25 protein-coding genes are annotated in these 24,783 nt (G+C 60.5%); 15 read left to right on the top strand and 10 right to left on the bottom strand.

What is annotated here, in order from left to right:
• Positions 1-84 precede the first annotated feature (84 nt).
• From AC2CHD_RS04755 to AC2CHD_RS04745, 3 genes are all read left to right on the top strand, one after another.
• The gene (locus tag AC2CHD_RS04755) at positions 85-456 is read left to right on the top strand and encodes a DUF2019 domain-containing protein (protein WP_229448838.1); all 372 of its coding nucleotides are present in this window, start codon (positions 85-87) and stop codon (positions 454-456) included.
• Positions 457-663: 207 nt separating this feature from the next.
• The gene (locus AC2CHD_RS04750) at positions 664-1,038 is read left to right on the top strand and encodes a DUF2019 domain-containing protein (RefSeq protein WP_484552757.1); all 375 of its coding nucleotides are present in this window, start codon (positions 664-666) and stop codon (positions 1,036-1,038) included.
• A gap of 64 nt (positions 1,039-1,102) precedes the next feature.
• A complete protein-coding gene (locus tag AC2CHD_RS04745) occupies positions 1,103-1,480 on the top strand; it encodes a DUF2019 domain-containing protein (protein ID WP_484552756.1) in 378 nt (125 codons plus the stop codon).
• 63 nt (positions 1,481-1,543) lie between these two features.
• On the opposite strand, the gene AC2CHD_RS04740 is transcribed toward AC2CHD_RS04745, so the two are convergent.
• Positions 1,544-2,185, bottom strand: coding sequence for a glutathione S-transferase family protein (locus tag AC2CHD_RS04740; protein WP_484552755.1), 642 nt, complete (start codon positions 2,183-2,185; stop codon positions 1,544-1,546).
• Between the two features lie 165 nt (positions 2,186-2,350).
• On the opposite strand from AC2CHD_RS04740, the gene AC2CHD_RS04735 reads away from it, so the two are divergent.
• Positions 2,351-2,833: a CreA family protein gene (locus AC2CHD_RS04735; RefSeq protein WP_484552754.1), complete on the top strand. Its 483-nt coding sequence runs from the start codon at positions 2,351-2,353 to the stop codon at positions 2,831-2,833.
• A gap of 51 nt (positions 2,834-2,884) precedes the next feature.
• Here AC2CHD_RS04735 and AC2CHD_RS04730 read toward each other — a convergent pair whose 3' ends face one another.
• The 3 genes from AC2CHD_RS04730 to AC2CHD_RS04720 all read right to left on the bottom strand — a co-directional run bounded on the left by AC2CHD_RS04730 (position 2,885) and on the right by AC2CHD_RS04720 (position 5,527).
• Positions 2,885-4,096: a PAS domain-containing sensor histidine kinase gene (locus AC2CHD_RS04730; RefSeq protein ID WP_484552753.1), complete on the bottom strand. Its 1,212-nt coding sequence runs from the start codon at positions 4,094-4,096 to the stop codon at positions 2,885-2,887.
• Positions 4,093-4,881 (bottom strand): alpha/beta fold hydrolase, encoded by a 789-nt coding sequence (locus tag AC2CHD_RS04725; RefSeq protein ID WP_484552752.1) that lies wholly within the window; start codon positions 4,879-4,881, stop codon positions 4,093-4,095. The genes AC2CHD_RS04730 and AC2CHD_RS04725 overlap by 4 nt, the downstream gene beginning before the upstream one ends.
• 214 nt (positions 4,882-5,095) lie before the next feature.
• The gene (locus AC2CHD_RS04720; protein ID WP_484552751.1) at positions 5,096-5,527 is read right to left on the bottom strand and encodes a PaaI family thioesterase; all 432 of its coding nucleotides are present in this window, start codon (positions 5,525-5,527) and stop codon (positions 5,096-5,098) included.
• A 116-nt stretch (positions 5,528-5,643) separates the two neighbouring features.
• Between AC2CHD_RS04720 and paaA the strand changes: the two genes are divergently transcribed.
• The 5 genes from paaA to paaE all read left to right on the top strand — a co-directional run bounded on the left by paaA (position 5,644) and on the right by paaE (position 9,469).
• Positions 5,644-6,639 (top strand): 1,2-phenylacetyl-CoA epoxidase subunit PaaA, encoded by a 996-nt coding sequence (gene paaA, locus AC2CHD_RS04715; RefSeq protein ID WP_484552750.1) that lies wholly within the window; start codon positions 5,644-5,646, stop codon positions 6,637-6,639.
• A 5-nt stretch (positions 6,640-6,644) separates the two neighbouring features.
• On the top strand, positions 6,645-6,932 hold the full coding sequence (gene paaB, locus AC2CHD_RS04710; RefSeq protein ID WP_484552749.1) for a 1,2-phenylacetyl-CoA epoxidase subunit PaaB: 288 nt from the start codon (positions 6,645-6,647) through the stop codon (positions 6,930-6,932).
• Complete coding sequence (gene paaC / locus AC2CHD_RS04705) at positions 6,932-7,705, top strand: 1,2-phenylacetyl-CoA epoxidase subunit PaaC (RefSeq protein ID WP_484552748.1); 774 nt, start codon at positions 6,932-6,934, stop codon at positions 7,703-7,705. The genes paaB and paaC overlap by 1 nt, the downstream gene beginning before the upstream one ends.
• 134 nt (positions 7,706-7,839) lie before the next feature.
• Complete coding sequence (gene paaD / locus AC2CHD_RS04700; protein ID WP_484553219.1) at positions 7,840-8,367, top strand: 1,2-phenylacetyl-CoA epoxidase subunit PaaD; 528 nt, start codon at positions 7,840-7,842, stop codon at positions 8,365-8,367.
• Between the two features lie 22 nt (positions 8,368-8,389).
• Positions 8,390-9,469 (top strand): 1,2-phenylacetyl-CoA epoxidase subunit PaaE, encoded by a 1,080-nt coding sequence (paaE, locus tag AC2CHD_RS04695; RefSeq protein ID WP_484552747.1) that lies wholly within the window; start codon positions 8,390-8,392, stop codon positions 9,467-9,469.
• A gap of 608 nt (positions 9,470-10,077) precedes the next feature.
• Here paaE and AC2CHD_RS04690 read toward each other — a convergent pair.
• From AC2CHD_RS04690 to AC2CHD_RS04680, 3 genes are all read right to left on the bottom strand, one after another.
• A complete protein-coding gene (locus AC2CHD_RS04690; RefSeq protein WP_484552746.1) occupies positions 10,078-11,724 on the bottom strand; it encodes a thiamine pyrophosphate-binding protein in 1,647 nt (548 codons plus the stop codon).
• A complete protein-coding gene (locus AC2CHD_RS04685) occupies positions 11,721-12,896 on the bottom strand; it encodes a CaiB/BaiF CoA transferase family protein (RefSeq protein ID WP_484552745.1) in 1,176 nt (391 codons plus the stop codon). Before AC2CHD_RS04685 ends, AC2CHD_RS04690 begins: the two co-directional genes overlap by 4 nt.
• Before the next feature lie 90 nt (positions 12,897-12,986).
• Complete coding sequence (locus AC2CHD_RS04680; protein WP_484552744.1) at positions 12,987-13,916, bottom strand: alpha/beta fold hydrolase; 930 nt, start codon at positions 13,914-13,916, stop codon at positions 12,987-12,989.
• A gap of 100 nt (positions 13,917-14,016) precedes the next feature.
• Here AC2CHD_RS04680 and ettA point away from each other — a divergent pair, with 100 nt between their 5' ends.
• Complete coding sequence (ettA, locus tag AC2CHD_RS04675; RefSeq protein ID WP_007008370.1) at positions 14,017-15,666, top strand: energy-dependent translational throttle protein EttA; 1,650 nt, start codon at positions 14,017-14,019, stop codon at positions 15,664-15,666.
• A 240-nt stretch (positions 15,667-15,906) separates the two neighbouring features.
• Complete coding sequence (locus tag AC2CHD_RS04670; RefSeq protein ID WP_484553218.1) at positions 15,907-17,028, top strand: beta-ketoacyl-ACP synthase III; 1,122 nt, start codon at positions 15,907-15,909, stop codon at positions 17,026-17,028.
• Positions 17,029-17,042: 14 nt separating this feature from the next.
• Here the strand turns inward: AC2CHD_RS04670 and AC2CHD_RS04665 are convergent, their stop codons facing one another.
• The gene (locus tag AC2CHD_RS04665) at positions 17,043-17,378 is read right to left on the bottom strand and encodes a DUF2293 domain-containing protein (RefSeq protein WP_223022402.1); all 336 of its coding nucleotides are present in this window, start codon (positions 17,376-17,378) and stop codon (positions 17,043-17,045) included.
• 125 nt (positions 17,379-17,503) lie between these two features.
• On the opposite strand from AC2CHD_RS04665, the gene AC2CHD_RS04660 reads away from it, so the two are divergent.
• Entirely contained in the window at positions 17,504-18,523 is a 1,020-nt protein-coding gene (locus AC2CHD_RS04660) for an ArsR/SmtB family transcription factor (RefSeq protein WP_484552743.1), read from the top strand.
• Positions 18,523-19,443: a methylenetetrahydrofolate reductase [NAD(P)H] gene (gene metF / locus AC2CHD_RS04655; RefSeq protein ID WP_484552742.1), complete on the top strand. Its 921-nt coding sequence runs from the start codon at positions 18,523-18,525 to the stop codon at positions 19,441-19,443. Before AC2CHD_RS04660 ends, metF begins: the two co-directional genes overlap by 1 nt.
• A 335-nt stretch (positions 19,444-19,778) precedes the next feature.
• Here the strand turns inward: metF and AC2CHD_RS04650 are convergent, their stop codons facing one another.
• Positions 19,779-20,702 carry a DMT family transporter gene (locus tag AC2CHD_RS04650; RefSeq protein WP_484552741.1) on the bottom strand — a complete coding sequence of 308 codons (924 nt, stop codon included), beginning with the start codon at positions 20,700-20,702 and terminating at the stop codon, positions 19,779-19,781.
• A gap of 197 nt (positions 20,703-20,899) precedes the next feature.
• On the opposite strand from AC2CHD_RS04650, the gene AC2CHD_RS04645 reads away from it, so the two are divergent.
• Both AC2CHD_RS04645 and AC2CHD_RS04640 read left to right on the top strand, forming a co-directional pair.
• Positions 20,900-22,120 (top strand): alanine racemase, encoded by a 1,221-nt coding sequence (locus tag AC2CHD_RS04645; protein WP_229448861.1) that lies wholly within the window; start codon positions 20,900-20,902, stop codon positions 22,118-22,120.
• Between the two features lie 57 nt (positions 22,121-22,177).
• Positions 22,178-23,587 carry a cation:proton antiporter gene (locus AC2CHD_RS04640; RefSeq protein WP_484552740.1) on the top strand — a complete coding sequence of 470 codons (1,410 nt, stop codon included), beginning with the start codon at positions 22,178-22,180 and terminating at the stop codon, positions 23,585-23,587.
• Here the strand turns inward: AC2CHD_RS04640 and AC2CHD_RS04635 are convergent.
• A complete protein-coding gene (locus AC2CHD_RS04635) occupies positions 23,584-24,762 on the bottom strand; it encodes a lytic murein transglycosylase (RefSeq protein ID WP_484552739.1) in 1,179 nt (392 codons plus the stop codon). The two genes, AC2CHD_RS04640 and AC2CHD_RS04635, sit on opposite strands and share 4 nt — an antisense overlap.
• Positions 24,763-24,783 lie beyond the last annotated feature (21 nt).

The following is a 24,783-nucleotide window of genomic DNA, read 5'->3' as shown; positions in this document are numbered from 1 at the left end:
TCCTCGAGAGGCTCTCCGTAATGCCACTTGGCGCAGGCGGGTAGAGATAGGACTGTCGGCATTGAGGGAACATGGAGTTTTGAGATGACGGTGAAGAAGAGAAGTGAGCTCTCCGTCGATCAGATTATCCGGCGGTTTATCGACCTCAGCCTGACGCAGCATGAGGCTGTGCTATATCTCGAAACACGGCCCTACAATCGCGCTTATCTTAAGATTAAAGGTTTGGCGGAAGAACTGGAAGCACGCCCCGGTGATCAGCGGCATGTTCTGGTCGATCTTTTCGACCATCCAAACCCGCAAGTGCGTTTGAACGCAGCCACATATGCCCATCCCCTTTTCCCAGGTCCGGCCATTAAGGTCGTTCAATCCATCATCGATGCCAAAAGACATCCACAGGAAGCGGATGCCAGGACCGTGCTTGACTACTTGATCAATGGACCTCTTGAACCGGAATGATGGAGTTGTTGCGAAGATGACATCTCGACATCATACCGAAACCCAGGCCCGTTCATTGAACATGCTGGATGGGTTGGACGCTTGGATAGGTCTGCTGCCAAATCCAATGATTTGGGAGGATTCTTGTTTCAGCAACTTCTTCGAGGGCGTCAGGGCGCGGGCGGGTAGAGGCCGGCCTTTTGCGTTGCAGCGGCTTGGAACTTTCAAATGATGACGAGACGCAAGAATAACGCTCCCGTCGATGAGATGCTGCAACGCTTCATAGAACTGAGCCTGACGCAGCATGAGGCGCTGCTATATCTTGAGACCGGGCCTTACAATCGCGCTTATATGAAAATCAAAAAGCTGGTTGAAGAACTGGAAGCGCGCCCGGGCGATCAGCGTCATGCGCTGATCGAACTGTTTGATCACGACAATCCTCAAGTGCGGCTGAACGCCGCCAAACATGCCCACCCTCTTTCTCCGGATAAGGCCATTCAGATTGTTCAATCCATCATTGATGCCAGGGCGCTTCCGCAGGAAGTCTATGCCAAGGATGTACTTTCATTTCTGATGTATGGACCACGGTTTGGGCGAAGGTAGAAAGCCGCCGGGAGGAACGCGAATTGATGGGGCGATATGCACTGAGAGAGTTTAGAGTGCTGAAATGAAGTCCAAAGCCGCTCGTCTTGCAAACCAGTCGGACGATAGCCTCATCGCGCGTGCCGCTGAAATTGGCATGGAACAGGATCATGCGCTGTTGGGAAATGAAATTTCCCGTTTTAACAAGCTCTTCGACGAACTGATTTCGATTAAGAATGAACTACGCACGCGGCCAGGAGATCGGCGGCGGCTGTTCATGAAACTCTATGAGCATCGAAACATGCAGGTGCGTCTGAATTCCGCCAAGGCGACCCTCGCCGTCGCGCCGCAGGAGGCGCGGGCGCTTCTGGAGTGGATCGCGGAATCGAAGCATAATCCACAAGCTGGCGATGCCGGGATGTGCCTCTGGGCGCTGGATGAAGGGATCTTCGTTCCGGAATGAGTTTCAGCAACCGATGCAGGCAGTGATGCAGTGTCATGTCATCAGCCGGCAGAACCCGCAAACTCATCGCGCGCGATAGAGCGCATGCTGTGCGTCGAATGCGCGCTGATAGTCGGGACGGCTCGTGCCGCGCTCCATATAGGCGCAGAGGCTGGCGTGTTTCTCAATGAGTGAACTGCCCTCCAGCCGGCGCAGCACGGTCACCATCATGATGTCGGCCAGGCTGAAATGGCCGCAAAGCCAGTCCCGTTCTGCAAGCGCATCCGAAAGATCCCTGAGCCGGAGATCGACCTTTTCGTCGAGGAGGGCGAGGAGTTCACCGAACCAGGGGCGGTCCCGTACTGTATAGCCTGCAGCCTCCCGCTCGACGATGGGTGGCTCTATGGTGTTCAGGGCGGCAAAGAACCAGGAGAGTGCCTTCGCGCGCGCCCGTTCATCTTCCGGCAGAAGACCGGTATGTTCGCTGGCAATGTGAAGAAGGATGGCGCCCGTTTCAAACAGGCTCACCGTGCCCGTTTCAAGGGTGGGGATCTGGCCGAACGGCTGGAGCCTGCGATGACTGGGCTCCTTCATTTGCTGGAACGAAACGGTGCGGATATCATAATCCTGCCCGACCTCCTCAAGCGCCCAGCGCACACGCATGTCGCGGGCATGACCCTGCCCACGGTCGGGTGATTTCTCAAAAACAGTCAGAAGCGGACGCATCTTGTTTCTCCCTTGTCACTGCCCTCAAGTTCGAAGGACGAGAAGCAATGCCGTGATCCGACATGTTCCTTGCTCTTCAGACCCGGTTTTCAGCGAGAGGACTTCAATATCGCGCAAATTGCCCCATATGCGCAGAACGCATCGTCGTAACGAAAGGATCAGTCCATGCGCCCTTCCTTCATTGCCGCTTCGTTTCTGATGACCGCCCTTGCCGCGAGCCCGGCCTCTGGCGAGCAGGTGGGTGAGGTGGGCGTGGACTGGCTCGGAAACGACATCGTGATAGAGGCCGTGAGCGATCCCGAAGTGGAGGGTGTCACTTGCCACGTCACCTATTTCGATCGCGGTATGATCGACCGGCTGCAGAAGGGAAACTGGTTTGAGGACCCCTCCAACTCCTCCATTTCTTGCCGACAGACGGGGCCCATTGTCATTGGTGACATCGATCTTGGCGAGGATGGCGAGGAGGTGTTCAAACAGCGCCAGTCGCTGATCTGGAAGTCGGTCGTCGTCAAGCGCATTTACGACGAGAAGAACGACACGCTGATTTATCTCTCCCACGCCCGTCAGGTGCAGGATGGTTCGGCCAAGATGGCGATCTCCACCGTGCCGCTTTACGGCACTCAGGCGCGATGGGTGAAAGAGGAGTAAGGCGCAGCGCGCGTTCTCCTGTCAGCTCGGTTTGGTCGCCTGAGGGGCTATTCAAGGAACTGTTTGCGGCGCTGTTTGAGGCATTGAAAACAGAAACGTCGTTTCCTTCTCGTCGCTTTCAACCTCCAGCTTGCCTTTGTGGGCGCGGGCGATTTCGGAAGCGATGAACAGCCCAAGGCCCAGCCCTTTCTGATGCGCGCGCACTTCGGCGCGGGAAAAGGGCTGGAAGAGCCTGACGCGCACGTCCGGAGGAATCGGCCCGCCGGCATTGGTGACGCGGATTGAGAGAACGCCGTTGCGGCATGCGGAAACAACGCGGACGGCTTCACCCTCGGAGCCATGATCGATGGCATTGCCCACGAGATTGGAAACGAGCTGGCCGATGCGCCCCTCGTCACACTCGATCGGATCCGGAAGATCGATCTGTGTTTCAATCCTCGCCTCATCGCGACCGGCAACGACCTCGTCCACCACCTGCTGGATGACGGGCCCGAGTTCGACCCTCTTCATCTCCACCGCCATGCCTTTGCCAAGGCGGCTCGCCGCCAGGTCAAGCATGTCGTCGATGAGACTGCTCATCCGCGCAATGCTGGAGCGCATGAGGGTGACGACTTTCTCGCGTTTCTCCGGATCGGGGTCTCGCGCCAGAATCTCCGCGCCGCTGCGGATGGAGGCCAAAGGGTTGCGCAGATCGTGGCCGAGCACGGCGACAAACTGCTCGCGCAGTTTCGCCGTCTGCTTTTCGTACCAGAGTCCCTGTTCCAGCTTGATCCGCTTTTGAACCGCATTCTCGACGCGTTCCTCCAGCGATGCGTTGAGTGTGGCGAGTTCTTCACGGGCCTTTTCGGCTGCGCGGCGCGCTTCCAGAAGTTCCCGCTCATATTGCCGGCGTTGACGCGCCCGAAACAGCGCGATGCGCACGGAGAGGGGCGCGCCATCGGCGTCGCGCACTTCGCGGGCGTTTGCAAGCACTGGCATTGTGGTGCCCGAAGCGTCGGAGAGATCGAGCGCCACCTCGTCGAAAAAACCCTGCATGCGCAGCAGGGGGGCAAAGTGGGTTTCATAGAAGATGCGCCCCGGGGCGCTCAGAATGTCATGAAACGCCTTGCCTGCGAGTTCCTCTTTCGAATAGCCGAGCCAGTCCACGAGCGTTTGATTGGCGCGCAGGATATAGCCGCTGGGGTGCAACGAGACATAGGCGCAGGGAGCGTTTTCATAAAGCTCCTCCGCATCATCCACCGCGTTCTTGTAGACCACGTTCACACGAAATTCCTCATGGCCTTGATCACCTCATCGGGTGCGCTCAGATTTGGGCAGTGTCCGTAGGCATCAATAAGGGCCAGATGCGCATCGGGTATGTGCTCTTTCACGTATTTTCCGACCTGTTGACCCGCGATGACATCTTCCTTGCATTGCAGCACGAGACACGCGGGGCGAACCGAGGCCAGATCGGCCCGGTTATCGGACAGGAAGGTTGCACGTGCGAATGCGCGGGCAATATCCGGATCAGTCCGGCAGAAGCTGTTCTCAAGCTCTTCTGAAAGCTCGGGGCGATCCGCATTGCCCATGATCAAGGGCGCCATCTGCGCCGACCAGCCCATGTGATTTTCGTCGAGAAACTCCAGGAGTTCTTCCAGTTGCTGGCGCGAAAACCCGCCCTGATAGTCTCCGTCATTGAGATAGCAGGGGGAGGGGCAGACCAGCACCAGCTTCTCGAAATGCTTGGGCGACTTGATCGATGCCAGTGCGCCGATCATGGCGCTCACCGAGTGTCCGACAAAAATACCGTTCTCGACATTTAACGCTTCGCAGATCTCCACCACGTCATCCGCGTAACCTTCCAGCGTGGCGTATTTCTTCTGATCATAGGCACCAAGATCAGAGCGGCCCGCACCGACATGGTCGAACAGGATCACCTTGTGGTCGCGCTCGAATTCCGGTGCAACGAAACGCCACATGTTCTGATCGCACCCGAAACCATGAGCGAAGATCATCGGCTTCTGGCCTTCGCCGCTGACATTGATGTTGTTGCGTTTGATGATCGACATTCAGAACTGACCCATTGTTATCAGGGTGGACCTGCCGCCGCTGGCCAGCCACAGGAGAAATTGTCTGCTGTCGGTGGTGGGTTGCCTCCCTCTATGCATGCTAAGCCATATTTATCATGCGCGGAAGCCGGTTGTGGTTTTTTGTGTTTCCGTTGCGGAAGGCTGAATGACCCATCGGTTCACGTGCGCTTCCGGCCAAATGAAGGGCTTCATTTTATTCGAGATAGGCATAGGCTCCGGTCGCGGTGAAGGCCAGGCGAGGGTCGCTTTCGCCCCGCATCTCCACCCGCACATAGGCCATGCGCCGACCATTCGACAGGATCTCGACGCGGATTGCGAGCGGACCCGGCTTCAAAGGCCGGATGAAATGCGTGGTCATGTCCACCGTGGTGCAGGTTCGAAAGTGGCCATTGGCGGCGGAAAGCGCTGCCACGGCGCAGGTGTCGGCGGCGGAAGCCGTCGCCTGCCCGCAGATCACCCCGCCCACATGCACCAGATCGGCATTTTCCGGAAGACGGAAATCGACCCCCGTCTCATCCGCCGATAGCGCTTCGATTGCCAGCGCTTGGATCCACGGTGCGAAGACAGTTTGGAGCGTCTCCTTTGCCGCGCCAAGTGCCTTTTCGGTGTCGAACGGATCGGTCATGTCACTCGAATCTCCAAAAAGCGTTACGAAATATTGTCATGAATTGTATTTTTTGTTACATGTCATGCGTGGGCTTTGCCCCGCCCTGAGCCGCGCGTGAGCATGGAGGACGAGCGATGTATAGCCAAGGGCTTATCGGCGCGAAGACCGATACCAAGGAAGACGAGGCCTTTCTTGCCGCCTTTCAGGCGCGCATCGATGCCGAAGAGAAGATCGAGCCCAACGACCCGATGCCGGAGGGCTACCGCAAGACGCTCGTTCGCCAGATCGGCCAGCACGCGCATTCCGAGATTGTCGGCATGTTGCCGGAAGGCAACTGGATCACGCGCGCTCCCTCGCTGCGCCGCAAGGCGGCACTCCTTGCCAAGGTGCAGGATGAGGGCGGCCACGGGCTTTATCTCTATTCCGCCGCCGAGACGCTGGGCGTTTCGCGCGAGGAGATGACCGAAGAGCTTCTCAGTGGCAAAGCGAAGTATTCCTCCATCTTCAACTACCCGACGCAGACCTGGGCCGACATCGGCGCGATCGGCTGGCTGGTGGATGGGGCGGCCATCATGAACCAGATTCCGCTCTGCCGCTGTTCCTATGGTCCCTATGCGCGCGCCATGATCCGGGTGTGCAAGGAAGAAAGCTTCCATCAGCGTCAGGGCTACGAGATCATGATGACGCTTGCGCGCGGCACGCCCGAGCAGAAGGAGATGGCGCAAGATGCGCTGAACCGCTGGTGGTGGCCCTCGCTCATGATGTTCGGTCCTTCCGACAGCGACAGCCAGCACAGCGACCAGTCCATGAAGTGGAAGATCAAGCGTTTCACCAATGACGAGCTCAGACAGAAATTCGTCGATGCGACGGTGCCGCAGGGCGAGTTCATCGGCCTGACCTTTCCCGATCCCGATCTGAAATGGAACGAGGAGAAGGGCGGGTACGATTTCGGTGCCATCGACTGGGACGAGTTCTGGCGTGTGGTGAAGGGGCATGGCCCCATGAACCGCGAGCGCATCGCGGCGCGGCGGAAAGCCTGGGAGGATGGCGCATGGGTGCGCGAGGCGGCCCTTGTCCATGCGGAAAAACGCAAAGCCCGCCGCGAGGCGGCGAAAATGGCGGCGGAGTGAGTGACATGACGAAGAACCTGATCCCCCTTTGGGAAGTTTTCATCCGCCCGCGCAACGGGCTGGCACACAAGCATTGCGGTTCGGTTCACGCCGTCGACGAGGTGATGGCGTTGCAGGCCGCGCGCGATGTCTACACGCGCCGGGGCGAGGGCACCTCCATCTGGGTCGTGCCGTCGTCTGCGATCACCGCGTCGGACCCGGAAAACAAGGACGAGAATTTCGAGCCGGCAATGTCGAAGGTCTACCGTCACCCGACCTTCTATGACATTCCCGAAGATGTGGGACATATGTAATGGCTGCCGCGTCTTCCATCTCTCGTGAAACGCTGACGGCGTTCCTGCTGCGCCTTGCCGACGACCATCTGGTTCTCGGCCACCGGCTTTCAGAGTGGTGCGGTCACGCGCCCATGCTGGAAGAAGATCTCGCCATGCCAAACATGGCGCTCGATCTCATTGGTCAGGCGCGGTCGCTCTACCAATATGCCGGCGAGGTCGAGGGCAAGGACCGCGACGAGGATCAGCTGGCCTATATGCGCCGTGAACGTGAATATGTGAACTGCCTGATGGCCGAGCGCCAGAACGGCGATTTCGCACACACCATGCTGCGCCAGTTCTATTTCGCAGCCTTCATGCAGCCGCTCTGGCAGGCCATGATGACGTCGACCGACGAGCATCTCGCCGGCATCGCCGCCAAGGCCCAGAAGGAAGTCGCCTATCACATCCGCCATGCCGGCGAATGGGTGGTGCGCCTTGGCGACGGCACCGAGGAAAGCACCCGCCGCATGAAGGCCGCTGTCGAGGCGCTCGCGCCCTATGTGGACGAACTGTTCGAGAGCGACGACGTCACCCGTGCCATGGCCGAGGCCGGCATCGCGCCCGACCCGTCCACCCTGCGGCCTGCCTTCGACGCCATTGTTGGCCCGGTCTTTGCCGAGGCTGGCCTTGAATGGGTGGAAACGCCCTATGGCCAGACTGGCGGCCGTCAGGGCCGTCACGGCGAAGCGCTGGGCTTCCTGCTCGCCGAGCTGCAATACATGCAGCGCACCTATCCGGGGATGACCTGGTGAGCGCGAGGTCGGATAAGGTCGTGACAGCCTCCTTCTCCCCGCCTGCGGGGGTCCAAAGGACGGGCCGAGACCAGCGGCTCGGCCCCGGCGGGTCCCGGCAGGGGGATGAGGGGCGAGCCTGCCTCTCGGATGCTGTGCAAAGCCCCTCATCCGACCCTTCGGGCCACCTTCTCCCCGCGCGCAGGGAGAAGGAAGAGAGCGCCTATCGCGCCGCCGCCGCCGTGGTTGATCCGGAAATCCCCGCCGTCACCATTGCCGATCTCGGCATCCTGCGCGGTGTCGAGGTGGAGGGGAACGTTGCCGTCGCCCGCCTCACGCCCACCTATACGGGTTGCCCGGCGGTGCTCGCCATTGAACTAGCGGTGGAAACGGCGCTGCGTGAGGCGGGTTTCGAGCCGCGGGTGGAGCGCGTCATCTCTCCTGCCTGGACCACGGACTGGATCACGGCGGAGGGGCGGGAAAAGCTGCGCGCTTACGGCATCGCACCTCCGGCAAAAGCCTCCAATTCCATTCGCGCCCTGTTCGGCGAGACGGAGGTGGCATGCCCACGCTGCGGCTCGCTCGAGACCGCGCGCATTTCCGAGTTCGGCTCCACGGCCTGCAAGGCGCTTTACCGCTGCCAGAGCTGCCACGAGCCTTTCGACTATTTCAAATGTATCTGACAGAACCCAGACCGAGGTGACCATGGCCCCGCGTTTTCACGATCTGAAAGTGGCCTCCATCGAGCGCCAGACACCCGAAGCCGTGGCGATCGCCTTTGAGATCCCGGCCGATCAGGCCGAGGCCTTTGCCTTCACACCCGGCCAGTATCTGACGCTCGCCACCGACATTGACGGCAAGGAAGCCCGCCGCTCCTATTCCATCTGTTCCGCGCCCGGCGATCCCTATCTGCGCGTCGGCGTGAAGAAAGTTGCCGATGGCCGCTTCTCCACCTTCGTCAACGATGTGCTTTCGGTCGGCGACACGATCCGCGTGATGCCGCCGCAGGGGCGTTTTACCGCGCTCAAGGGCGAGCGCCACGATTACCTTCTGTTTGCCGCCGGTTCCGGCATCACGCCGATGCTTTCCATCGCCCGCACGGTTCTGGCCCATGAGCCCGACAGCACGATCACGCTGGTCTATGGCAACCGCTCCACCGAGACGATCATGTTCCTTGAGGAACTGAACGACCTCAAGGACCGCTATATGAACCGCTTCACGCTGATCCATCTCCTGTCGCGCGAAACGCAGGATGTGGAGCTTCTGAACGGTCGTATCGATGCAGAGCGTGTTGGCGAGCTGGCCGCTGGTGGTCTCATCGAGCCCGCCGCCATGGATGGGGTGTTCCTTTGCGGCCCCGGCGAGATGATCGATGCGGTTTCCGGTGCGCTTCAGAGCATGGGTGTCGAGCGCGACCGCATCCGCTTCGAGCGCTTCACGCCCTCCGGGGAGGCGCCGGCCCCGCGCAAGGCGTCGAAGGCCGCGCGTGAGGCTGTTCAGGATGGCGTTGCCATTGAGGTCGTGGTTGACGGCGTGCGCCGCAGCTTTTCCATGCAGGATACCGATGGCACCGTGCTCGACGCCGCCCACAAGGCCGGCATCGAACTGCCTTATTCCTGCGCCGGCGGCATGTGCTGCACCTGCCGCTGCCGCGTTGTGGAGGGACAGTCGGAAATGGCCGTGAACTTTTCGCTGGAACCCTGGGAAGTGGAAGCCGGCTTCACGCTCGCCTGCCAGACCCGCCCCACGGCGAAAAAACTGGTTCTCGATTTCGACGCCGCCTGACCAGCGCGCTTCATTTCTGCTCAACAGTTAATGACGCGCTCCTTCTCCCCGCTGGCGGGGAGAAGGTCCCGGCAGGGGGATGAGGGGCGAGCACCTGCTCCTATTGATTTTGCGCTGCACGCGCCATGCCGCCCCCGCCCTTCGCCTTTCGGCAAGCTCAAGAGGCTCAGGATGAGGGCTGTGTTGGTGCGTGTGGTGTCGTTGCGATCGCCTCGAATAGGTGGTTCAAGCTCCCGGCTCGCTTCCCGAATAGCGCAAAATTCCGCCTGACCAGCGCGCTTCATTTCTGCTCAACAGCCAATGACGCGCTCCTTCTCCCCGCAAGCGGGGAGAAGGTCCCGGCAGGGGGATGAGGGGCAAGCGCCTGCTCTTATTGATTTCACGCTGCACCCTCCATGCCGCCCCCGCCCTTCGCCTTTCGGCAAGCTCAAGAGGCTCCGGATGAGGGCTGTGTTGGTAGCAAGTCGGAACCCAACCTATCAGTGGGCTTTCAAACGTAATCCCGCCTGATCAAAGATAGCACGGTCAATCTGCCTTCTCCCTCATCCTGAGCCTGTCGAAGGGCGGGGGAGAAGGCACGCGCTGCCATGGCTGTTGGCCAACGATGCTCAGCGCTTCTCACGAATATCCGTCAGCGTCTTTGCCGGCGTGATGGCTTCCGGGTCGAGCTTGATCTCGATCAGCGCCGGTTTACCACTCGCCTGCGCGCGTTCGAAGGCACCCGCAAATTCTTCCGTCTTCTCCACTGTCTCGCCATGCCCGCCATAGGCACGGGCAAGCGCTGCGAAATCGGGGTTGTTGATCGAGGTGCCGGAAACACGGCCGGGATATTCGCGCTCCTGATGCATGCGGATCGTGCCGAAAATGCCGTTGTTCACCACCACCACGATGATCGGCAGGTTCTCCTGCACGGCGGTGGCGAATTCCTGGCCGTTCATCATGAAGCAGCCATCGCCGGCAAAGGCCAGAACGGGCCGCTTGGGGAAAAGCGCCTTGGCGGCCACGGCTGCCGGCGTGCCATAGCCCATCGAGCCAGAAGTCGGCGCGCCTTGCGTGGCGAAACGGCGGAAGCGGTGAAAGCGATGCACCCAGGTGGCGTAATTGCCGGCGCCATTGGTGAAGATCGCATCCTCCGGCAGAACGCTTTCCAGATACTCCATGATCGGACCCATCTGCACCGTGCCGGGGCCGGTCTTTGGCGGGGTCGACCAGTCGAGATAGGCCTGATGCAGGCGCTCGGTCTCCGCCGCCCACGGCGCATCACCGGGCGCGAGCCCGGCAAACGCTTCGGCGAAGGCTGCCGACGATGCATTGATGGCAAGCGTTGGGCGGTAGACACGGCCAAGCTCATTGGCGTCGGCGTGCACATGCACCAGCTTCTGGTCGGGATAGGGGCTCTTCATGAGCGTGTAGTCGGAGGAGGGCATCTCGCTGAACCGGCCACCAACCAGCAGCACCAGATCGGCCTCCTTGATCGCGGCTGCGAGCTTTGGATTGGGGCCTATGCCCACATCGCCGGCATAGGAGGGGTGCAGGTGATCGAACAGCATCTGCCGGCGGAACGAGCAGCCGACGGGCAGGGACCACGCTTCCGCCGCCTTCTGAAAATCGGCCACGGCTTTCTCGTTCCAGCGCGAACCGCCGAGAATGACGAAGGGGCGCTTGGCATCTTTCAGGAGAGCGGCAAGCTCTTCCATCTCGGCGTTGCCCGGTCGCGTCTCCACTGGTGTGTAGGGCAAGGCCGCCGGCGCATCCACCACGCTGGTCAGCATGTCCTCGGGAAGCGAAATCACCACCGGGCCGGGCCGGCCGGACGTCGCGACTGAAAAGGCGCGGGTCAAGATTTCGGGAATCCGCGCCGCATCGTCGATTTCGGTCGCCCATTTGGCGACGGGGCCGAAAAAGGCGCGGTAATCCACTTCCTGAAACGCTTCGCGTTCACGCGCGTGGCTTGCCACCTGTCCAATGAACAGGATCATCGGTATGGAATCCTGCATGGCGATGTGAACGCCGGGCGAGGCGTTTGTTGCGCCGGGCCCGCGCGTGACGAAGCAAATGCCGGGCTGGCCGGTCAGCCGTCCGTGGCAGTCGGCCATCATCGCCGCGCCGCCTTCCTGGCGGCAGACGATGTTGCGGATCTTTGAATCGTGAAGCGCGTCGAGCACCGCCAGGTAGCTTTCGCCCGGCACGCTGAAAATGCGGTCGACGCCATTGGCTTCAAGGCTGTCGACGATAAGCTGGCCGCCGGTCTTCATTCGCTGTCTTCTCCGATTTCGCGCAGGATCTCTGCCGTGTGTTCGCCAAGCCTTGGGCTTGGCCGCTCAACGGCGAGCGGTGTCTGTGAAAGGTTGATGGGGGAGCGCACCGAGGGTAGCGCCGTGCCGTGCCCGTCATCGAGAGAAAGCTGCATGCCGCGTGCCTTCACCTGCGGATCGTCGAACATCTCCTCGATCGTGTTGATCGGGCTTGCCGGCACCGCGTTTGCGTCGCACTCGCCCAAAAGCGCTCCCTTTTCCCAGCCCGCCAGCGTGGCCACGATGCGTTCGCGCAGCGCTGTGCGGTTGGCCACGCGCGCCGGGTTGGTTGCAAAGCGCTCGTCTTCCGGCAGATCGTCAAGCCCGACGATCTTGCAGAAGCGCTGGAACTGGCCGTCATTGCCCACGGCGAGGATGATGTGCCCATCCTTCACCGGCAGCACCTCATAGGGCGCGATGTTCATATGCGCATTGCCCATCTGCACCGGGCTGTTGCCGGAGATAAGGTAGTTCATGTTCTGGTTGGCAAGCACGGCGACCTGACTGTCGAGCAGCGCCATGTCAATGTGTTGACCCTGGCCGGTCGCCTCCGCGTGGCGCAGTGCCGCCTGAATGGCGATCACCGAATAGAGCCCGGTGAAGATGTCGCTCACCGCCACGCCCACCTTCTGCGGCTCGCCGCCCGGTGCGCCGGTGATGGACATCAGGCCCGACATGCCCTGAATGATGAAGTCGTAGCCCGCACGTGGCGCATAAGGGCCGGTCTGGCCAAAGCCGGTGATGGAGCAATAGACGAGGCGCGGGTTGATGGCCTTCAGGCTTTCATAGTCGAGCCCGTATTTTTTGAGACCACCCAGCTTGAAGTTCTCGATCAGAACATTGGCGGTGGCGATCAGCTTTTTCAGCTTCTCCGCCTCTTCCGGCTGCGAGAAGTCGAGCGCGATGGAGCGCTTGCCCCGGTTGCACGAATGGTAATAGGCAGCCGAGAGATTCTCGCCATCCGCACCTTCCACGAAGGGCGGTCCCCATTTGCGGGTATCGTCTCCGCCAATGGGGTTTTCGACCTTGATGACGTCAGCGCCCAGATCGGCCAGAACCTGACCTGCCCATGGCCCGGCCAGAATACGCGCCAGTTCGATGACGCGAACGCCCTTCAGGGGTGGGTTGTTCATGATCGCCCGCAGCCCTCCAAAACTCATGCCGTTTTGAGGTAGCAAACCGCAGGGCGTGCTTCCAGATGCGCAGACAGCATTATTTTGGCATTAATTGATGAGTTTTCCGGCCCAGCGAACAAAGTCCTCCATCGCCCTCTCGCGGCCGATCTCGTTGAGAGATTCATGTCGGAAACCGTCGTAGATCGTTGTTTCAAGATTCAAAAAGCCGTTTTCTCGCAGTCGGCTTTCGAGCTTGCGGACGATCTTCCCGCCTTTGGTGGAGGGGTCTTCGCTTCCACCGACGAGCATGAAGGGCAATGTCTTGCGGGCGGCCTCCAGTGCCGCATTGTCGGCTGCCTTCAGACTGAGATCGAAGAGTGCTGTCCAGATGCCGATGGATGCTTCCCATCCGGAGAGTGGGTCTGCGATATATTTGTCCACTTCGCTCTCATCCCGAGACAGCCAGTCCGCATCGGTGCGCCGGTCGGGAAAGGCACGCGCCCAGCTGGCGAAGGTGAGTTTCGGCAAAAGCCGCGAGGGAACGTCCGAGCCCAGGCGAAAACGCTCCCACGCGAGCACGGCCTTGCCGGCCAGCGCCTCCGCCCTTGTGGCGAGCGGCGCATTCCAGATCGCCGCGCCAGCGAGGCGGTGGCCATTGCGCAGCGCATAGTTGAGCGCGATCATACCCCCCATGGAGTGGCCGAAAATGATGATCGGAAGTCCGGCATGCTCCTTGGCAATGTATCTGTGAACCGTCTCCACATCCTTGAGCAGCGTTCCGGCGGTCGCCTTCGGCCCGATATGGCCGAGTGGCGCGCCGGGAGCCCTGGTTTTCCCGTGGCCGCGATGGTCATGCGCGTACACATGGAAACCGCTTTCGGACAGAAAATCTGCGAAACGGGCATAGCGGGCCGCATGCTCTGCCACCCCATGGTTGATCTGTACTGCAGCGCGCACGGTTTCGCGCGCCCGGCGTGTCAAAACATGCAGATCGGACCCGGTCGGCGATGCCAGGCGGGTTTCAGCATCGAAGCCCATCTTCCCTCCTCACGGCGGATTGCCCCGCCGCTCCGTTTGGCCTACATACGCTGCGCAACAGGTTCCCCCAATTCGAGTGAGACGGAGCGCGACGAGCCACATGGCACGCCAATTCATCTACCACATGTCCGGCCTCAGCAAGGCCTATGGCTCCAAGAAGGTTCTGGAGAACGTACACCTGTCCTTCTACCCGGATGCGAAAATCGGCATTCTCGGCCCCAACGGCGCGGGTAAATCGACCGTTCTGAGGATCATGGCCGGCCTCGACAAGGAGTTCACCGGCGAGGCGTGGCTCGCCGAAGGCGCGACCTGCGGATATCTGCCGCAGGAGCCGCAGCTCGATCCGGCCCTCGACGTGATGGGCAATGTGATGGAGGGCGTCGCCGCCAAGAAGGCGATCCTCGACCGCTACAACGAGCTGATGATGAACTATTCCGACGAGACGGCGGAGGAGGCGTCCCAGCTTCAGGACCAGATCGACAGCCAGAACCTCTGGGATCTGGAAAGCCAGGTGGAAATGGCCATGGAGGCACTGCGTTGCCCGCCGGGCGATGCTTCCATCGATCATCTTTCCGGCGGTGAAAAGCGCCGCGTTGCGCTGTGTCAGCTCTTGCTGCGCCAGCCCGACCTGCTTCTCCTCGACGAACCGACCAACCATCTCGACGCCGAGACCACCGCATGGCTTGAAAAGCACCTGCGCGAATATCCAGGCGCCGTGCTCATCATCACCCACGACCGCTACTTCCTCGACAATGTCACGGGCTGGATTCTCGAGCTCGACCGCGGTCGCGGCATTCCCTATGAAGGCAACTACACCGCCTATCTGGAAGCCAAAGCCAAGCGCATGCAGCAGGAGGGGCGCGAGGAAGCCGCCCGCGAAAAGGCGCTGGCGCGCGAGCGCGAGTGGATGGCGGCCAGCCCCAAGGCCCGTCAGGCCAAGTCGAAGGCCCGTATCCGCGCCTATGACGAGCTGGTCCAGTCGGCGGCCGACCGGCGGCCCGGCGACGCGCAGATCATCATTCCCGCCGGCGAGCGGCTTGGCAATGTGGTGATCGAGGCAGAAGGGCTTACCAAGGGCTATGGCGACCGCCTTCTGATCGACAATCTCGAGTTCAAGCTGCCGCCCGGCGGCATTGTCGGCGTCATCGGTGCCAACGGCGCCGGTAAGACGACGCTCTTCCGGATGATCACCGGCCAGGAAAAGCCGGATGCCGGCGAGATCCGCATTGGTGACACCGTCAAGCTCGGCTATGTCGACCAGAGCCGCGATGCGCTCGACCCCAACAAGACGGTCTGGGAAGAGATCTCCGGCGGCAACGACATCATCAAGCTGGGCACCCACGAGGTGAACAGCCGTGCCTATTGCTCGTCCTTCAATTTCAAGGGCGGCGATCAGCAACAGAAGGTCGGCACGCTATCCGGCGGTCAGCGCAACCGTGTTCACATGGCCAAGCTGCTCAAGGAAGGCGGCAACGTCCTGCTGCTCGACGAACCGACCAACGATCTCGACACCGAGACGCTGGCCGCACTCGAAGACGCACTTGAAAACTTCGCCGGTTGCGCAGTTATCATCTCGCATGACCGCATGTTCCTCGACCGCCTGGCCACCCACATCCTCGCCTTCGAAGGCGACAGCCATGTGGAATGGTTCGAGGGCAATTTCGAGGACTACGAGCAGGACAAGATCCGCCGCCTCGGTCCCGACAGTGTCAATCCGAAGCGGGTGACCTACAAGCGACTGACGCGGTAGACAGACCGGTCCTTGTCGATAAAATATGGCGGGAGGGGCTTCGGCCCCTTCATCTTTTTGACATTTACACTCTGTTTGAGTGTTTAAATCAGTATCGGATCGTGAACGTCCGCAGTCGTGTTTCCTTGACACTATGGCGTTTCAGCGTAAATCCGCCCCAGAAGGCAAACACAGGCACGGACCATGTTGCGCACCGGCGAGCCAGAGGCTTCAGATTTCGCACCACACCACTCCAACGCCATGACGCGGGTCTGCGTTGGCGGGATTGGTGTCGAGATCCCCGAGGCATCCATCTCAAATGAAGAGCTGGTCGACAGCTTCAATGCCTGGGTCGACATGGAAAACCCGAGGAGAGAGGCGAGGGGGCTGTCACCCTTGGCCAAGTCCGATGCGGATTTCATCGAGCATGCCTCCGGCATCAAGCGCCGCCACGTCTATGAGCGCGACGGCATTCTGGATCCGAACCGCATGGCTCCCATCATTCCGGCCCGGGCCGACGATGAGCTTTCGGTCATGGCCGAGTTCGGTGCGGCGGCCGCCCGCAAGGCGCTTGATCAGGCCGGTGTCCAGGCGCGGGATGTCGATCTCGTCATCTGCGCCTCCGCCCATCACCAGCGGCCCTATCCGGCCATCGCCATCGAAATTCAAAAGGCGCTCGGCACCAGCGGTGCGGGTTTCGACATGGGGCTTGGTTGCTCCTCGGCGCTCGCCGGTTTGCATGTGGCAACCAATCTCGTGCGCTCCGGCGCGCATCGCCGTGTGCTCGTGGTCACGCCTGAGCTCATCACCGCGCATCTGAATTTCCGCGACCGGCAGACCCATTTCATTTTCGGAGATGCCTCCGTGGCGGTTCTGATCGAGGCGCTGGGCGCGCGCGAAGAACGTCCCGGCCACTTCGAGATTGTCGACACGCGCAGCTGGACCCAGTTCTCCAACAATATCCGCACGAATTTCGGCTTCATGAGCCGCCTTGCGCAGGATGATCCGTCCTATCTCGCCATGGAAGGCAATCTCATCAAGCAGAACGGCAACAAGGTCTTCAAGGATGTGACCGTTGCCGGCCACAAATTCATCGTCGATTTTCTGGCCGAGCATGGTCACACGCCCCAGACCATGCGCCGTTTCTGGTTGCATCAGGCCAATGCACGTATGAATGCCATGATCCTGAAGCTCGCTTTCGGCGGCGAGGTGGGACAGGATCGCGCCCCCACCGTGCTCGACCGGCTGGGCAACACGGCTGCTGCCGGTGCCATTGTCGCACTGGAAGAAAACCATCGGGACATGCAACCCGGCGAACATGGGCTGCTGTGCGCTTTCGGTGCTGGTTATTCCATCGGCGGTGCGCTGCTCAGGATGATGTAGGCGCTCGCTACGCTTCAGCTCTGCCTGGCTTCCAGCCCGTCCTCTTCTTCCGGATCGAGCAGACGTGTGGCGCGCCAGCGCGTCAACACCGTATTGATGTCATCGACAATGAAGTGGCGTGCCGCGTCCCGGTCATAGCCATCGTCCAGCATTGCGTCATAGTCGGTATGCTCGTGGCGGATATGGGTGATGGTGGCGAGCCAGACTGCGATGGCCGGCGGCAATGTGCGCAGCTTGCGGTCATTGGCCTTGTCGCGGATAGCCTCGGCGTCGGCCATCGGTGCCCAGGGAATCAGCAATGTCAGCGCCTTGTCGACCGATTTGCGTCGCCCGGTAGAAGCCCGCTTCATTGTCATAAAAACCTTGTTCTGCTTGGGTTCTGGGCAATTGGCTCTCTTTGCACACTGAACTGTGCTGCCTTGCCAAGCAAGTCGAAACGATATAAACATATCTTTATATCTATTGGGAGAAGCGCATGCTCATGCGTCCGGCAATTCAACTCGACCAGATGGTCGACACGTTGAAAGCGGCGGCAGAAACCAGCCGCCTGCGTATCCTTGCGCTCTTGTCGCAGGGGGATCTGACCGTGACCGACCTGACCGAAATTCTTGGTCAGTCGCAGCCGCGCGTTTCCCGCCACCTCAAGCTTCTGCTGGAGGCCCAGCTCATCCTTCGCTATCAGGAAGGCTCCTGGGCCTATTTCCGCCTGTCCGATGCCGAGGCAGCGCGCGAGTTTGTCGACGGTGTCATTTGCAGGCTGGATCGTGCCGATGCCGTCATTGAGCGTGATCTGGAGCGGCTTGCTGCCATCAAACATCGCCGCGAAGAGCGTGCGGCAGAATATTTTGCGCAGAATGCGGCGAGCTGGGATCAGATTCGCTCTTTGCACGTGCCCGACAAGGCGGTCGAGGAAGAGCTGCTGAAGCTCATCGGTGCGCGGCCGTTCCAGTCCATGGTGGATCTCGGCACCGGCACGGGGCGCATGCTGGAGCTTTTTGCCCCACTCTATCAGCGCGCCGTCGGGATCGACCTTTCGCGTGAGATGCTTGCGGTCGCCCGCTCCAACCTCGACCGCGCGGGCATTGGCCATGCACAGGTTCGGCTTGGCGATATTTCCGCCCCGCAGCTCGAGCGTGACGCCCATGACCTGGTGACCATCCACCAAGTCTTGCACTATATCGACCGGCCAGGCATTGCCATCCGTGAAGCTGCCCGGCTGTTAAGACCGGGTGGGCGGCTGGTGATCGTGGATTTCGCGCCACATGAGCATGAGTTCCTGCGTGAGGAACATGCGCATATGCGTCTGGGGCTGGCCGATGGCCAGATCGCCGAATGGCTTGACGAGGCCGAACTGGACCTTGCTGAAACACTTGAATTTGCGCCGCAGGGTGAGGCTGGAAAAGGTCTCACGGTCAAGCTCTGGCTTGCCCGCGACCGGCGCATGCAGATTGCCGATGGCAGAGTGCCGTCATTTGCTCAAAAGGAGACGGCTTGATGCCGCAACAGCGTTTTTCCCGCCAGCCCGATGTATCCGGAAAGCTCCGTGTATCGTTCGAGTTCTTCCCTCCGAAGACGGATGCCATGGAGGCGCGTCTGTGGGAGACGGTGAAACGGCTTGAGCCGCTTTCCCCCTCGTTCGTCTCGGTCACCTATGGTGCCGGCGGTTCCACACGTGAACGCACGGCACGCACGGTCAAGCGCATCCTTGAGGAAACGCAACTTACGCCAGCCGCGCACATGACCTGTGTGGATGCATCGCGCGAAGACGTCGATCAGGTGGTGGGCGAGTTTGTTGATATGGGTGTGAAGCGCTTTGTGGCCCTGCGCGGCGATCCGAGCGCCGGTGTCGGAGCAGCATACCGCCCGCATCCCGACGGCTATGCCAATGGCGCTGAGCTGGTGGGTGCGATGAAGCGTCAGGGCGATCTGGACATTTCGGTCTCGGCCTATCCGGAAAAACATCCCGAAAGCCCCGATTTCGCCACTGATATCGATATGCTCAAGCGCAAGGTCGACAATGGTGCGACGCGCGCCATTACGCAGTTCTTCTTCGACAACGATCTTTATGAGCGTTATGTCGAGCGTGCGCGCCGTGCGGGCATATACATTCCCATCGTGCCGGGTGTCCTGCCGATACACAATTTCACGCAGGTGGCGAATTTTGCCGGGCGCTGCGGCGCCAGCATTCCCGGCTGGCTTGCAGAACGCTTCGCCGGGCTCGAAGACGAGCCGCAGATACATGCTCTTGTGGCCTCTGCGGTCGCTGCCGAACAGGTGCTCGATCTCATGGAGCGCGGCATTGGCGACTTCCATTTCTACACAATGAACCGGGCCGATCTTGTTTATGCGGTCTGCCACATGATCGGGATTCGTCCGCGTTCCGCCTCGAAAGTGGAGCAGCCTGCCGCTGCTTGAAATAAAGGGCCGGATGAACCGGCCCTTTTCGTATCATATCAACAAACTCGGATGCGCTGCCTTCCAGGTGGCTGCTCCGATCATGGATTTACGGCAACACACCCATCACAAGGGCGCCGATAAACACGAATGCCGCGCAAATCATCAGTGCATTCACAGGCCGTGTCAGTCCCATGCCAAAGCCTCCTCTGCTTATTTGCAAGCCGGATTCTACGGATGGAGCGCTGTCCGACAAGCGGATTTTATGCTGCGCCGCGGCAGGTTTGTGAAAAAACCAACCCTTACTGCTCGTGCTCGTTTGAAATCATTGAGCAATTGGTCTGATTCACTTTGTGTTAACGGATGCGAGCCTGGAACCTTCCGTCGATGATGATCAATCCGACGGCGATTAGCACGATGCCGGCGATTTCAGAGGGAGCCAGCCGTTCACCCAGGAACAGGCTTCCAAGCAATATGGCGCTCACGGGATTTAGGAAAGTGACCAGGGATGCATTGGTCGCGCCGGCGGTTGCCAGGATCCGGAAATAGATCAGATACGCGAATGCGGTAGAAAGCACGGCCAGCCCCAGGACCGCGGACCAGATTTCGCAGGAGAACCCGGTCAGGTTATCCGGTCCGTATAGTGCGAACACCAGAGGGATCATGATGATACTCGAGGCGGTCAGCTGGCCTGTGGCGACGATGGTTGGGGGCACGCCGCGAAAACGCCGTCCATAGATGAAGGCGAGGCCATAGGAGATCGCGCCGCCGATCAGCGCGAGTTTTGCCCATAGCGGACCGCCAAGCCCGGAGAGGACGCCCGGGCCGATCATTACGGCAGTGCCTGCAACGCCGAATGCGATGCCGATCAGCTTCGCCGGAGTGAGCCTTTCGTCCGCAGTAAGGACATTGGCAAGAAGAGCGGTCCAGAAAGGTGTCGTGGCATTCAACACAGATGCAAGCCCGGCTCCCAATTGTGTCTGTCCCGTGAAGATCAGCGAAAAGGGAATGACGTTGTTGAGGAGCGCCAACACGACAAAGCCGCCGGCGAGAGGCAGAGCCGTGTGGAAGGATGGTCCGCGGACGGTCAGGAAGAGATGGAGCACGAGGGCCCCGATCGAGACGCGAAACATGACAAGCACCAAAGGCTGCATCTCACTGACAGCAATGCGCGCGAAGAAGTAGGATCCGCCCCAGACCGTGCCCAGCAGGATGAGAAGAGCCCAGTCTTGCGTCGACATTTGATAACCGGTCGTCTGAGCGGGCGCTTGGGAAGTCATTGTCCCTCCTTCGGTTTGGATCATTCGTCCGCTTCCTGCGTTAAGTTGCGGGGAGGGGAGCTGCCACCCGAAACCTGCCTGAAACCCAAACCGACGCGGTTTTCAACCGCAATCGCTGCGGTGGAACGTTTACATGCAACGCAAATCCACTACGCTTTCCTCCCGCCCTTTGCGTTCATTCGAACCAGGAGCTGCCAATGCAGATTTTTGAGACCGCCCGAGACGCTGCCCTCAAGCTACGTCCGGATGATCCGGTCTACTGCTTTCGGCCTGAAGTGCTCAAAGCCGATGCCCGCAATTTCATGGGGCAGTTTCCGGGCAAGACTGCCTATGCAGTGAAAACCAATGGCGAGAAACTCGTTCTGAAAACGCTGGCTGAGGCGGGTGTTGATGCCTTTGATGTGGCGTCTCCGGCGGAATTTGCCGCCGTTCGCTCCGTCGCGCCCAACGCCGAAATGCTCTACATGCATCCGGTCAAGGCGCAGTCGGATATTCGCCTTGCCCTTGAAGAGTATGGCATTCGCGTCATCGTGGTCGACCATGAGGACGAGGTGACGAAACTGATCCGGGTCGTCCGTGCCCTCGACATCGACCCCGGCTCCCTCACTGTTTTCGTACGCATTCAGACCAAAGGCCATGCAGCTTATGAACTGTCGAAGAAATTCGGAGCCGGCCCGGCGCAGGCAGTCGAGCTCTTACGCCGTCTGGATCGTCATGGCTATAAGCTCGGCCTGTGTTTCCATGTCGGGTCTCAAATCCAGGATCCGGACACTTACGAGCGCGCGCTCGCATCAGCCGACTGGGTGCGGGGCAGGGCCGGTGTCGAGCTTGCGGCCCTCGATGTCGGCGGCGGCTTCCCGGCGGAATATGGCCACGATCCCAACCGCAGGAAGCCCGAAATGCCAAGCCTTGATGAAATCATGGCGCGGCTGCGGGCCGACATCGTGGAGTGGGGTTTTGACGATATGCCGCTCGTGGCCGAACCTGGCCGTGTCATCGTCGCGCGTGCCTTTTCGCTGATTGTGCGCGTACTGCTGCGCAAGGGCCGCCGGCTTTACATCAATGATGGCATCTGGGCTTCGCTTTCGGATTCCTGGACCGGCAAGATCACACTGCCGGCCCGCTTCATTCCCGATCCCGCGATCCGCAATCGCAACGGTGATCCTGAAAAGCTGGTTCCGTTCAAGGTTTGCGGGGCCACCTGTGATTCCGTTGACATTCTTTCGCGTCCATTCTGGTTGCCGGAAACGGTGGATACCGGCGATTGGATCGAAATCGGCCATATTGGTGCCTATTCCCTGTCGCTAAGAACCCGTTTCAACGGGTTTTATCCCGATACGTTCGTCGAGGTAAAAACACCTTTCGATGCGGGCGCAGCGCCGGAAGGCTTTGCCAGCCTCGAAACCATGGCGGACTGACCGGGCGCAAAAGGACAAGGGGAACAGTTTTTGGAAGCGGAAGCACATGCCTTTCCTTTGACGGAGGTCGCCTTCGTCCTTCTCGTAGCCATTGCGCTCGGGCTTGGCCTTATGCGGTTGAAGCAACCGCCGCTTGTGGGGTTCATTCTGGCCGGCGTGGTCATGGGGCCGACCGGCTTCGGCCTCATAGGCAATTCCGAAAACGTGATAGCGCTTGCCGAGATGGGCGTCCTCATGCTGCTTTTCTTCATCGGCATGGAGTTGTCCCTCAGAGCTTTCATCATGAGCCTCAGGCCCGCCGTACTCGTGGCCGTCGGGCAATTGTCCGTGGCGCTGGCCATCGGTCTGTCCATTGCATGGATGAGCGGAACGGGGCTCGCCGAGGGCATCATCTTCGGCTTCATCATCGGTATTTCCAGCACGGTCGTCGCCATGAAAATGCTCGACGACATGGACGAACTGCGCCGTGATGCAGGGCGCATCGCCATAGCGGTTCTCATCGCCCAGGACATTGCCGTTGTGCCGATGCTCATCATCGTCTCCGCGCTGGGTGGCGCGGATACCAGCCTCGTTGCCATCGCCGCGAAAGTGGCGCTGGCGGTCGGCTTTCTGGGGTGGCTTTTGTGGTGGCTCGGCCGGCGGGGCAAGCTGCGCGTACCCTTCGCCGATGCGATCGGCGACAATGTGGAAATTCTCGCTCTTGGCGCGCTGGGTGTCTGTTTCGGTGTCGCGGCGCTATCGGGTTTCCTCGGCCTTTCGCCGGCCTACGGCGCATTCGTCGCGGGTATTCTGGTCGGCAACTCAAACCTTCGCGCGCGTATCATTCCTGTCATCGAGCCGATTCAGAGCGTGCTCGTGGTGATCTTCTTCCTGTCCATCGGCCTGCTGTTCGATCTGGGCTATATCTGGAACAATCTCTGGATGGTGCTGGGGGCAGCGTTTCTCGTCATCGCCGCCAAGACGCTGCTCAATGTTTTTCTGTTGCGCGCCACCGGTCATGATCGCAACACGGCGCTGATCGGTGGCCTTTCCATGGCGCAGATCGGCGAGTTTTCATTCGTGCTGGCGGCGGCCGGGCTATCGGCCGGCGCTCTGGCGCAGGACAGTTATCGTCTCGCGATTGCTGTGACAGCAATCTCCCTTCTCTTCTCGCCTGCCTGGATGTCCGTGATGCGTCGCATCGAAGACGTCGCGGCTCAGGGTTTCTCTTCCTATCGTGAAGCCTTGTCGGAAGCTTATGCCGATGAGATCGAGAATGTCGGTGAGGGACTTTGGTGGGTGCGCGCCCGCTATCGCGCCGGCCGGATGACCCTGCGCAAATGGCGCGCGCGCCGTGCGTTGGAAAAGGCCGCCAAGGCGGCCAGGAGGGAACGGGAGGAGTCGCCCCCCGAGGCTGTTACGATGGAAGCCACGACCCGGCAACCCGATCAACGAGAGGCCACCGGGACGTCGAAGCAAAAGGTCTAGAGGTTGGAAAACAGTGTCGGTGTCGGCCACCCGTCGGCGGGCAGGCCAAGGCGCAGTTGCTCCTGGCGCACGGCTTCGCGTGTTCCGGCCCCCAGAATGCCGTCGATCTTACCCACATCGTGGCCGCGTGCGGCAAGCTTGGTCTGCAGCTGTTTCATCGTCTCCGGCGCCAGGCCCTGTTCAGGCGATCCCACGTCGAAACGGGGCGCACCGGCAAGACGCGCGGCCAGATGTGCCGCCGTCAGGGTGTAGATGAGCGACTGGTTCCACTCTAGATAAATATCGTAATTGTCATAGACGAGGAAGGCTGGACCCTTGTGCCCCATCGGAAGCACCAGTCCTGTCGGCATTCCGTCGGCTGGTAGGGGGCTTCCGTCGCGGCGCGTCACGCCCATTGCCGCCCATTCCGAACGGGGCAGTTTGTTGACGCGGCCGGTTTTCTCCCAAGCCATCTGGTCGGGCACGCGCACTTCTTCCATCCACGGCTGACCGGGTTTCCAGCCCAGCGACTGAAGGTTTTTTGCTGCGGTCAGAATCGCGTCGGGAGAGCTGCCCTTAAGGTCAACTTTGCCGTCGCCATCGCCGTCAACACCCTTGGTGTAATAGTCGGACGGCAACATTTGCATCTGGCCGATTTCGCCCGCCCAAGCGCCGGTTACGTCAGCGGGCACCCAGCCCTGATCGATCAGGTGCAGAAGCGCGATGAGCTGCGGGCGGAAGATTTCCGGACGGCGGCAGTCATGCGCCAGCGTGGCGAGCGCGTTGAGGGTCGAGAAGTCACCCTGCACGGCGCCGAAATCCGTCTCCAGCGCCCAGAAGGAGGCGATCACCGGCCCCGGTACGCCGAACTCGTTCTCTGCCCGTGCAAAGATGTCTGCATATTTCTGCAGATTGGCCGCGCCGTTTTTCAGGCGATAATCGTTGATCATGCGGTTGGCGAATTCCGCAAACGTCTGGTTGAAGACACCCTGTGCCCGATCGCGCTCCAGAACTTTCTGGTCGATGCGCGCGCCGTTCAGCGCGGAGAGCCCGCGCTCGCTAACTCCGTCTGCGGCAGCGTCCTGACGCACACCTTCTCGCCAGGCGTTGAAATCACCACCGCACTGTTGCGCCAGGGCGCTGCCGGTGAGGCCGAAGGCAAAGAGCGCTCCGAGCAAAATGGTTTTACTGCGCATGTCTACTCTCCTTGGAAACGC

Source organism: Nitratireductor sp. ATLC21 (assembly GCF_057196525.1).
Note: the sequence above shows the minus strand (reverse complement) of the source record. Positions and strands in the feature narration are given on the sequence as shown.

Excerpts from the sequence above, each read along its gene's own strand:
- AC2CHD_RS04740 (WP_484552755.1), bottom strand. The coding sequence starts at position 2,185 with ATGCGTCCGCTTCTGACTGTTTTTGAGAAATCACCCGACCGTGGGCAG.
- AC2CHD_RS04680 (WP_484552744.1), bottom strand. The coding sequence starts at position 13,916 with ATGGGCTTCGATGCTGAAACCCGCCTGGCATCGCCGACCGGGTCCGAT.
- paaA (WP_484552750.1), top strand. The coding sequence starts at position 5,644 with ATGTATAGCCAAGGGCTTATCGGCGCGAAGACCGATACCAAGGAAGAC.
- paaC (WP_484552748.1), top strand. The coding sequence starts at position 6,932 with ATGGCTGCCGCGTCTTCCATCTCTCGTGAAACGCTGACGGCGTTCCTG.
- AC2CHD_RS04650 (WP_484552741.1), bottom strand. The coding sequence starts at position 20,702 with ATGACTTCCCAAGCGCCCGCTCAGACGACCGGTTATCAAATGTCGACG.
- paaE (WP_484552747.1), top strand. The coding sequence starts at position 8,390 with ATGGCCCCGCGTTTTCACGATCTGAAAGTGGCCTCCATCGAGCGCCAG.
- AC2CHD_RS04750 (WP_484552757.1), top strand. The coding sequence starts at position 664 with ATGATGACGAGACGCAAGAATAACGCTCCCGTCGATGAGATGCTGCAA.
- AC2CHD_RS04685 (WP_484552745.1), bottom strand. The coding sequence starts at position 12,896 with ATGAACAACCCACCCCTGAAGGGCGTTCGCGTCATCGAACTGGCGCGT.
- AC2CHD_RS04745 (WP_484552756.1), top strand. The coding sequence starts at position 1,103 with ATGAAGTCCAAAGCCGCTCGTCTTGCAAACCAGTCGGACGATAGCCTC.
- AC2CHD_RS04725 (WP_484552752.1), bottom strand. The coding sequence starts at position 4,881 with ATGTCGATCATCAAACGCAACAACATCAATGTCAGCGGCGAAGGCCAG.
- AC2CHD_RS04735 (WP_484552754.1), top strand. The coding sequence starts at position 2,351 with ATGCGCCCTTCCTTCATTGCCGCTTCGTTTCTGATGACCGCCCTTGCC.
- AC2CHD_RS04720 (WP_484552751.1), bottom strand. The coding sequence starts at position 5,527 with ATGACCGATCCGTTCGACACCGAAAAGGCACTTGGCGCGGCAAAGGAG.
- AC2CHD_RS04645 (WP_229448861.1), top strand. The coding sequence starts at position 20,900 with ATGCAGATTTTTGAGACCGCCCGAGACGCTGCCCTCAAGCTACGTCCG.
- paaB (WP_484552749.1), top strand. The coding sequence starts at position 6,645 with ATGACGAAGAACCTGATCCCCCTTTGGGAAGTTTTCATCCGCCCGCGC.
- AC2CHD_RS04690 (WP_484552746.1), bottom strand. The coding sequence starts at position 11,724 with ATGAAGACCGGCGGCCAGCTTATCGTCGACAGCCTTGAAGCCAATGGC.
- AC2CHD_RS04665 (WP_223022402.1), bottom strand. The coding sequence starts at position 17,378 with ATGAAGCGGGCTTCTACCGGGCGACGCAAATCGGTCGACAAGGCGCTG.
- ettA (WP_007008370.1), top strand. The coding sequence starts at position 14,017 with ATGGCACGCCAATTCATCTACCACATGTCCGGCCTCAGCAAGGCCTAT.
- AC2CHD_RS04755 (WP_229448838.1), top strand. The coding sequence starts at position 85 with ATGACGGTGAAGAAGAGAAGTGAGCTCTCCGTCGATCAGATTATCCGG.
- AC2CHD_RS04670 (WP_484553218.1), top strand. The coding sequence starts at position 15,907 with ATGACGCGGGTCTGCGTTGGCGGGATTGGTGTCGAGATCCCCGAGGCA.
- AC2CHD_RS04660 (WP_484552743.1), top strand. The coding sequence starts at position 17,504 with ATGCTCATGCGTCCGGCAATTCAACTCGACCAGATGGTCGACACGTTG.
- metF (WP_484552742.1), top strand. The coding sequence starts at position 18,523 with ATGCCGCAACAGCGTTTTTCCCGCCAGCCCGATGTATCCGGAAAGCTC.
- AC2CHD_RS04635 (WP_484552739.1), bottom strand. The coding sequence starts at position 24,762 with ATGCGCAGTAAAACCATTTTGCTCGGAGCGCTCTTTGCCTTCGGCCTC.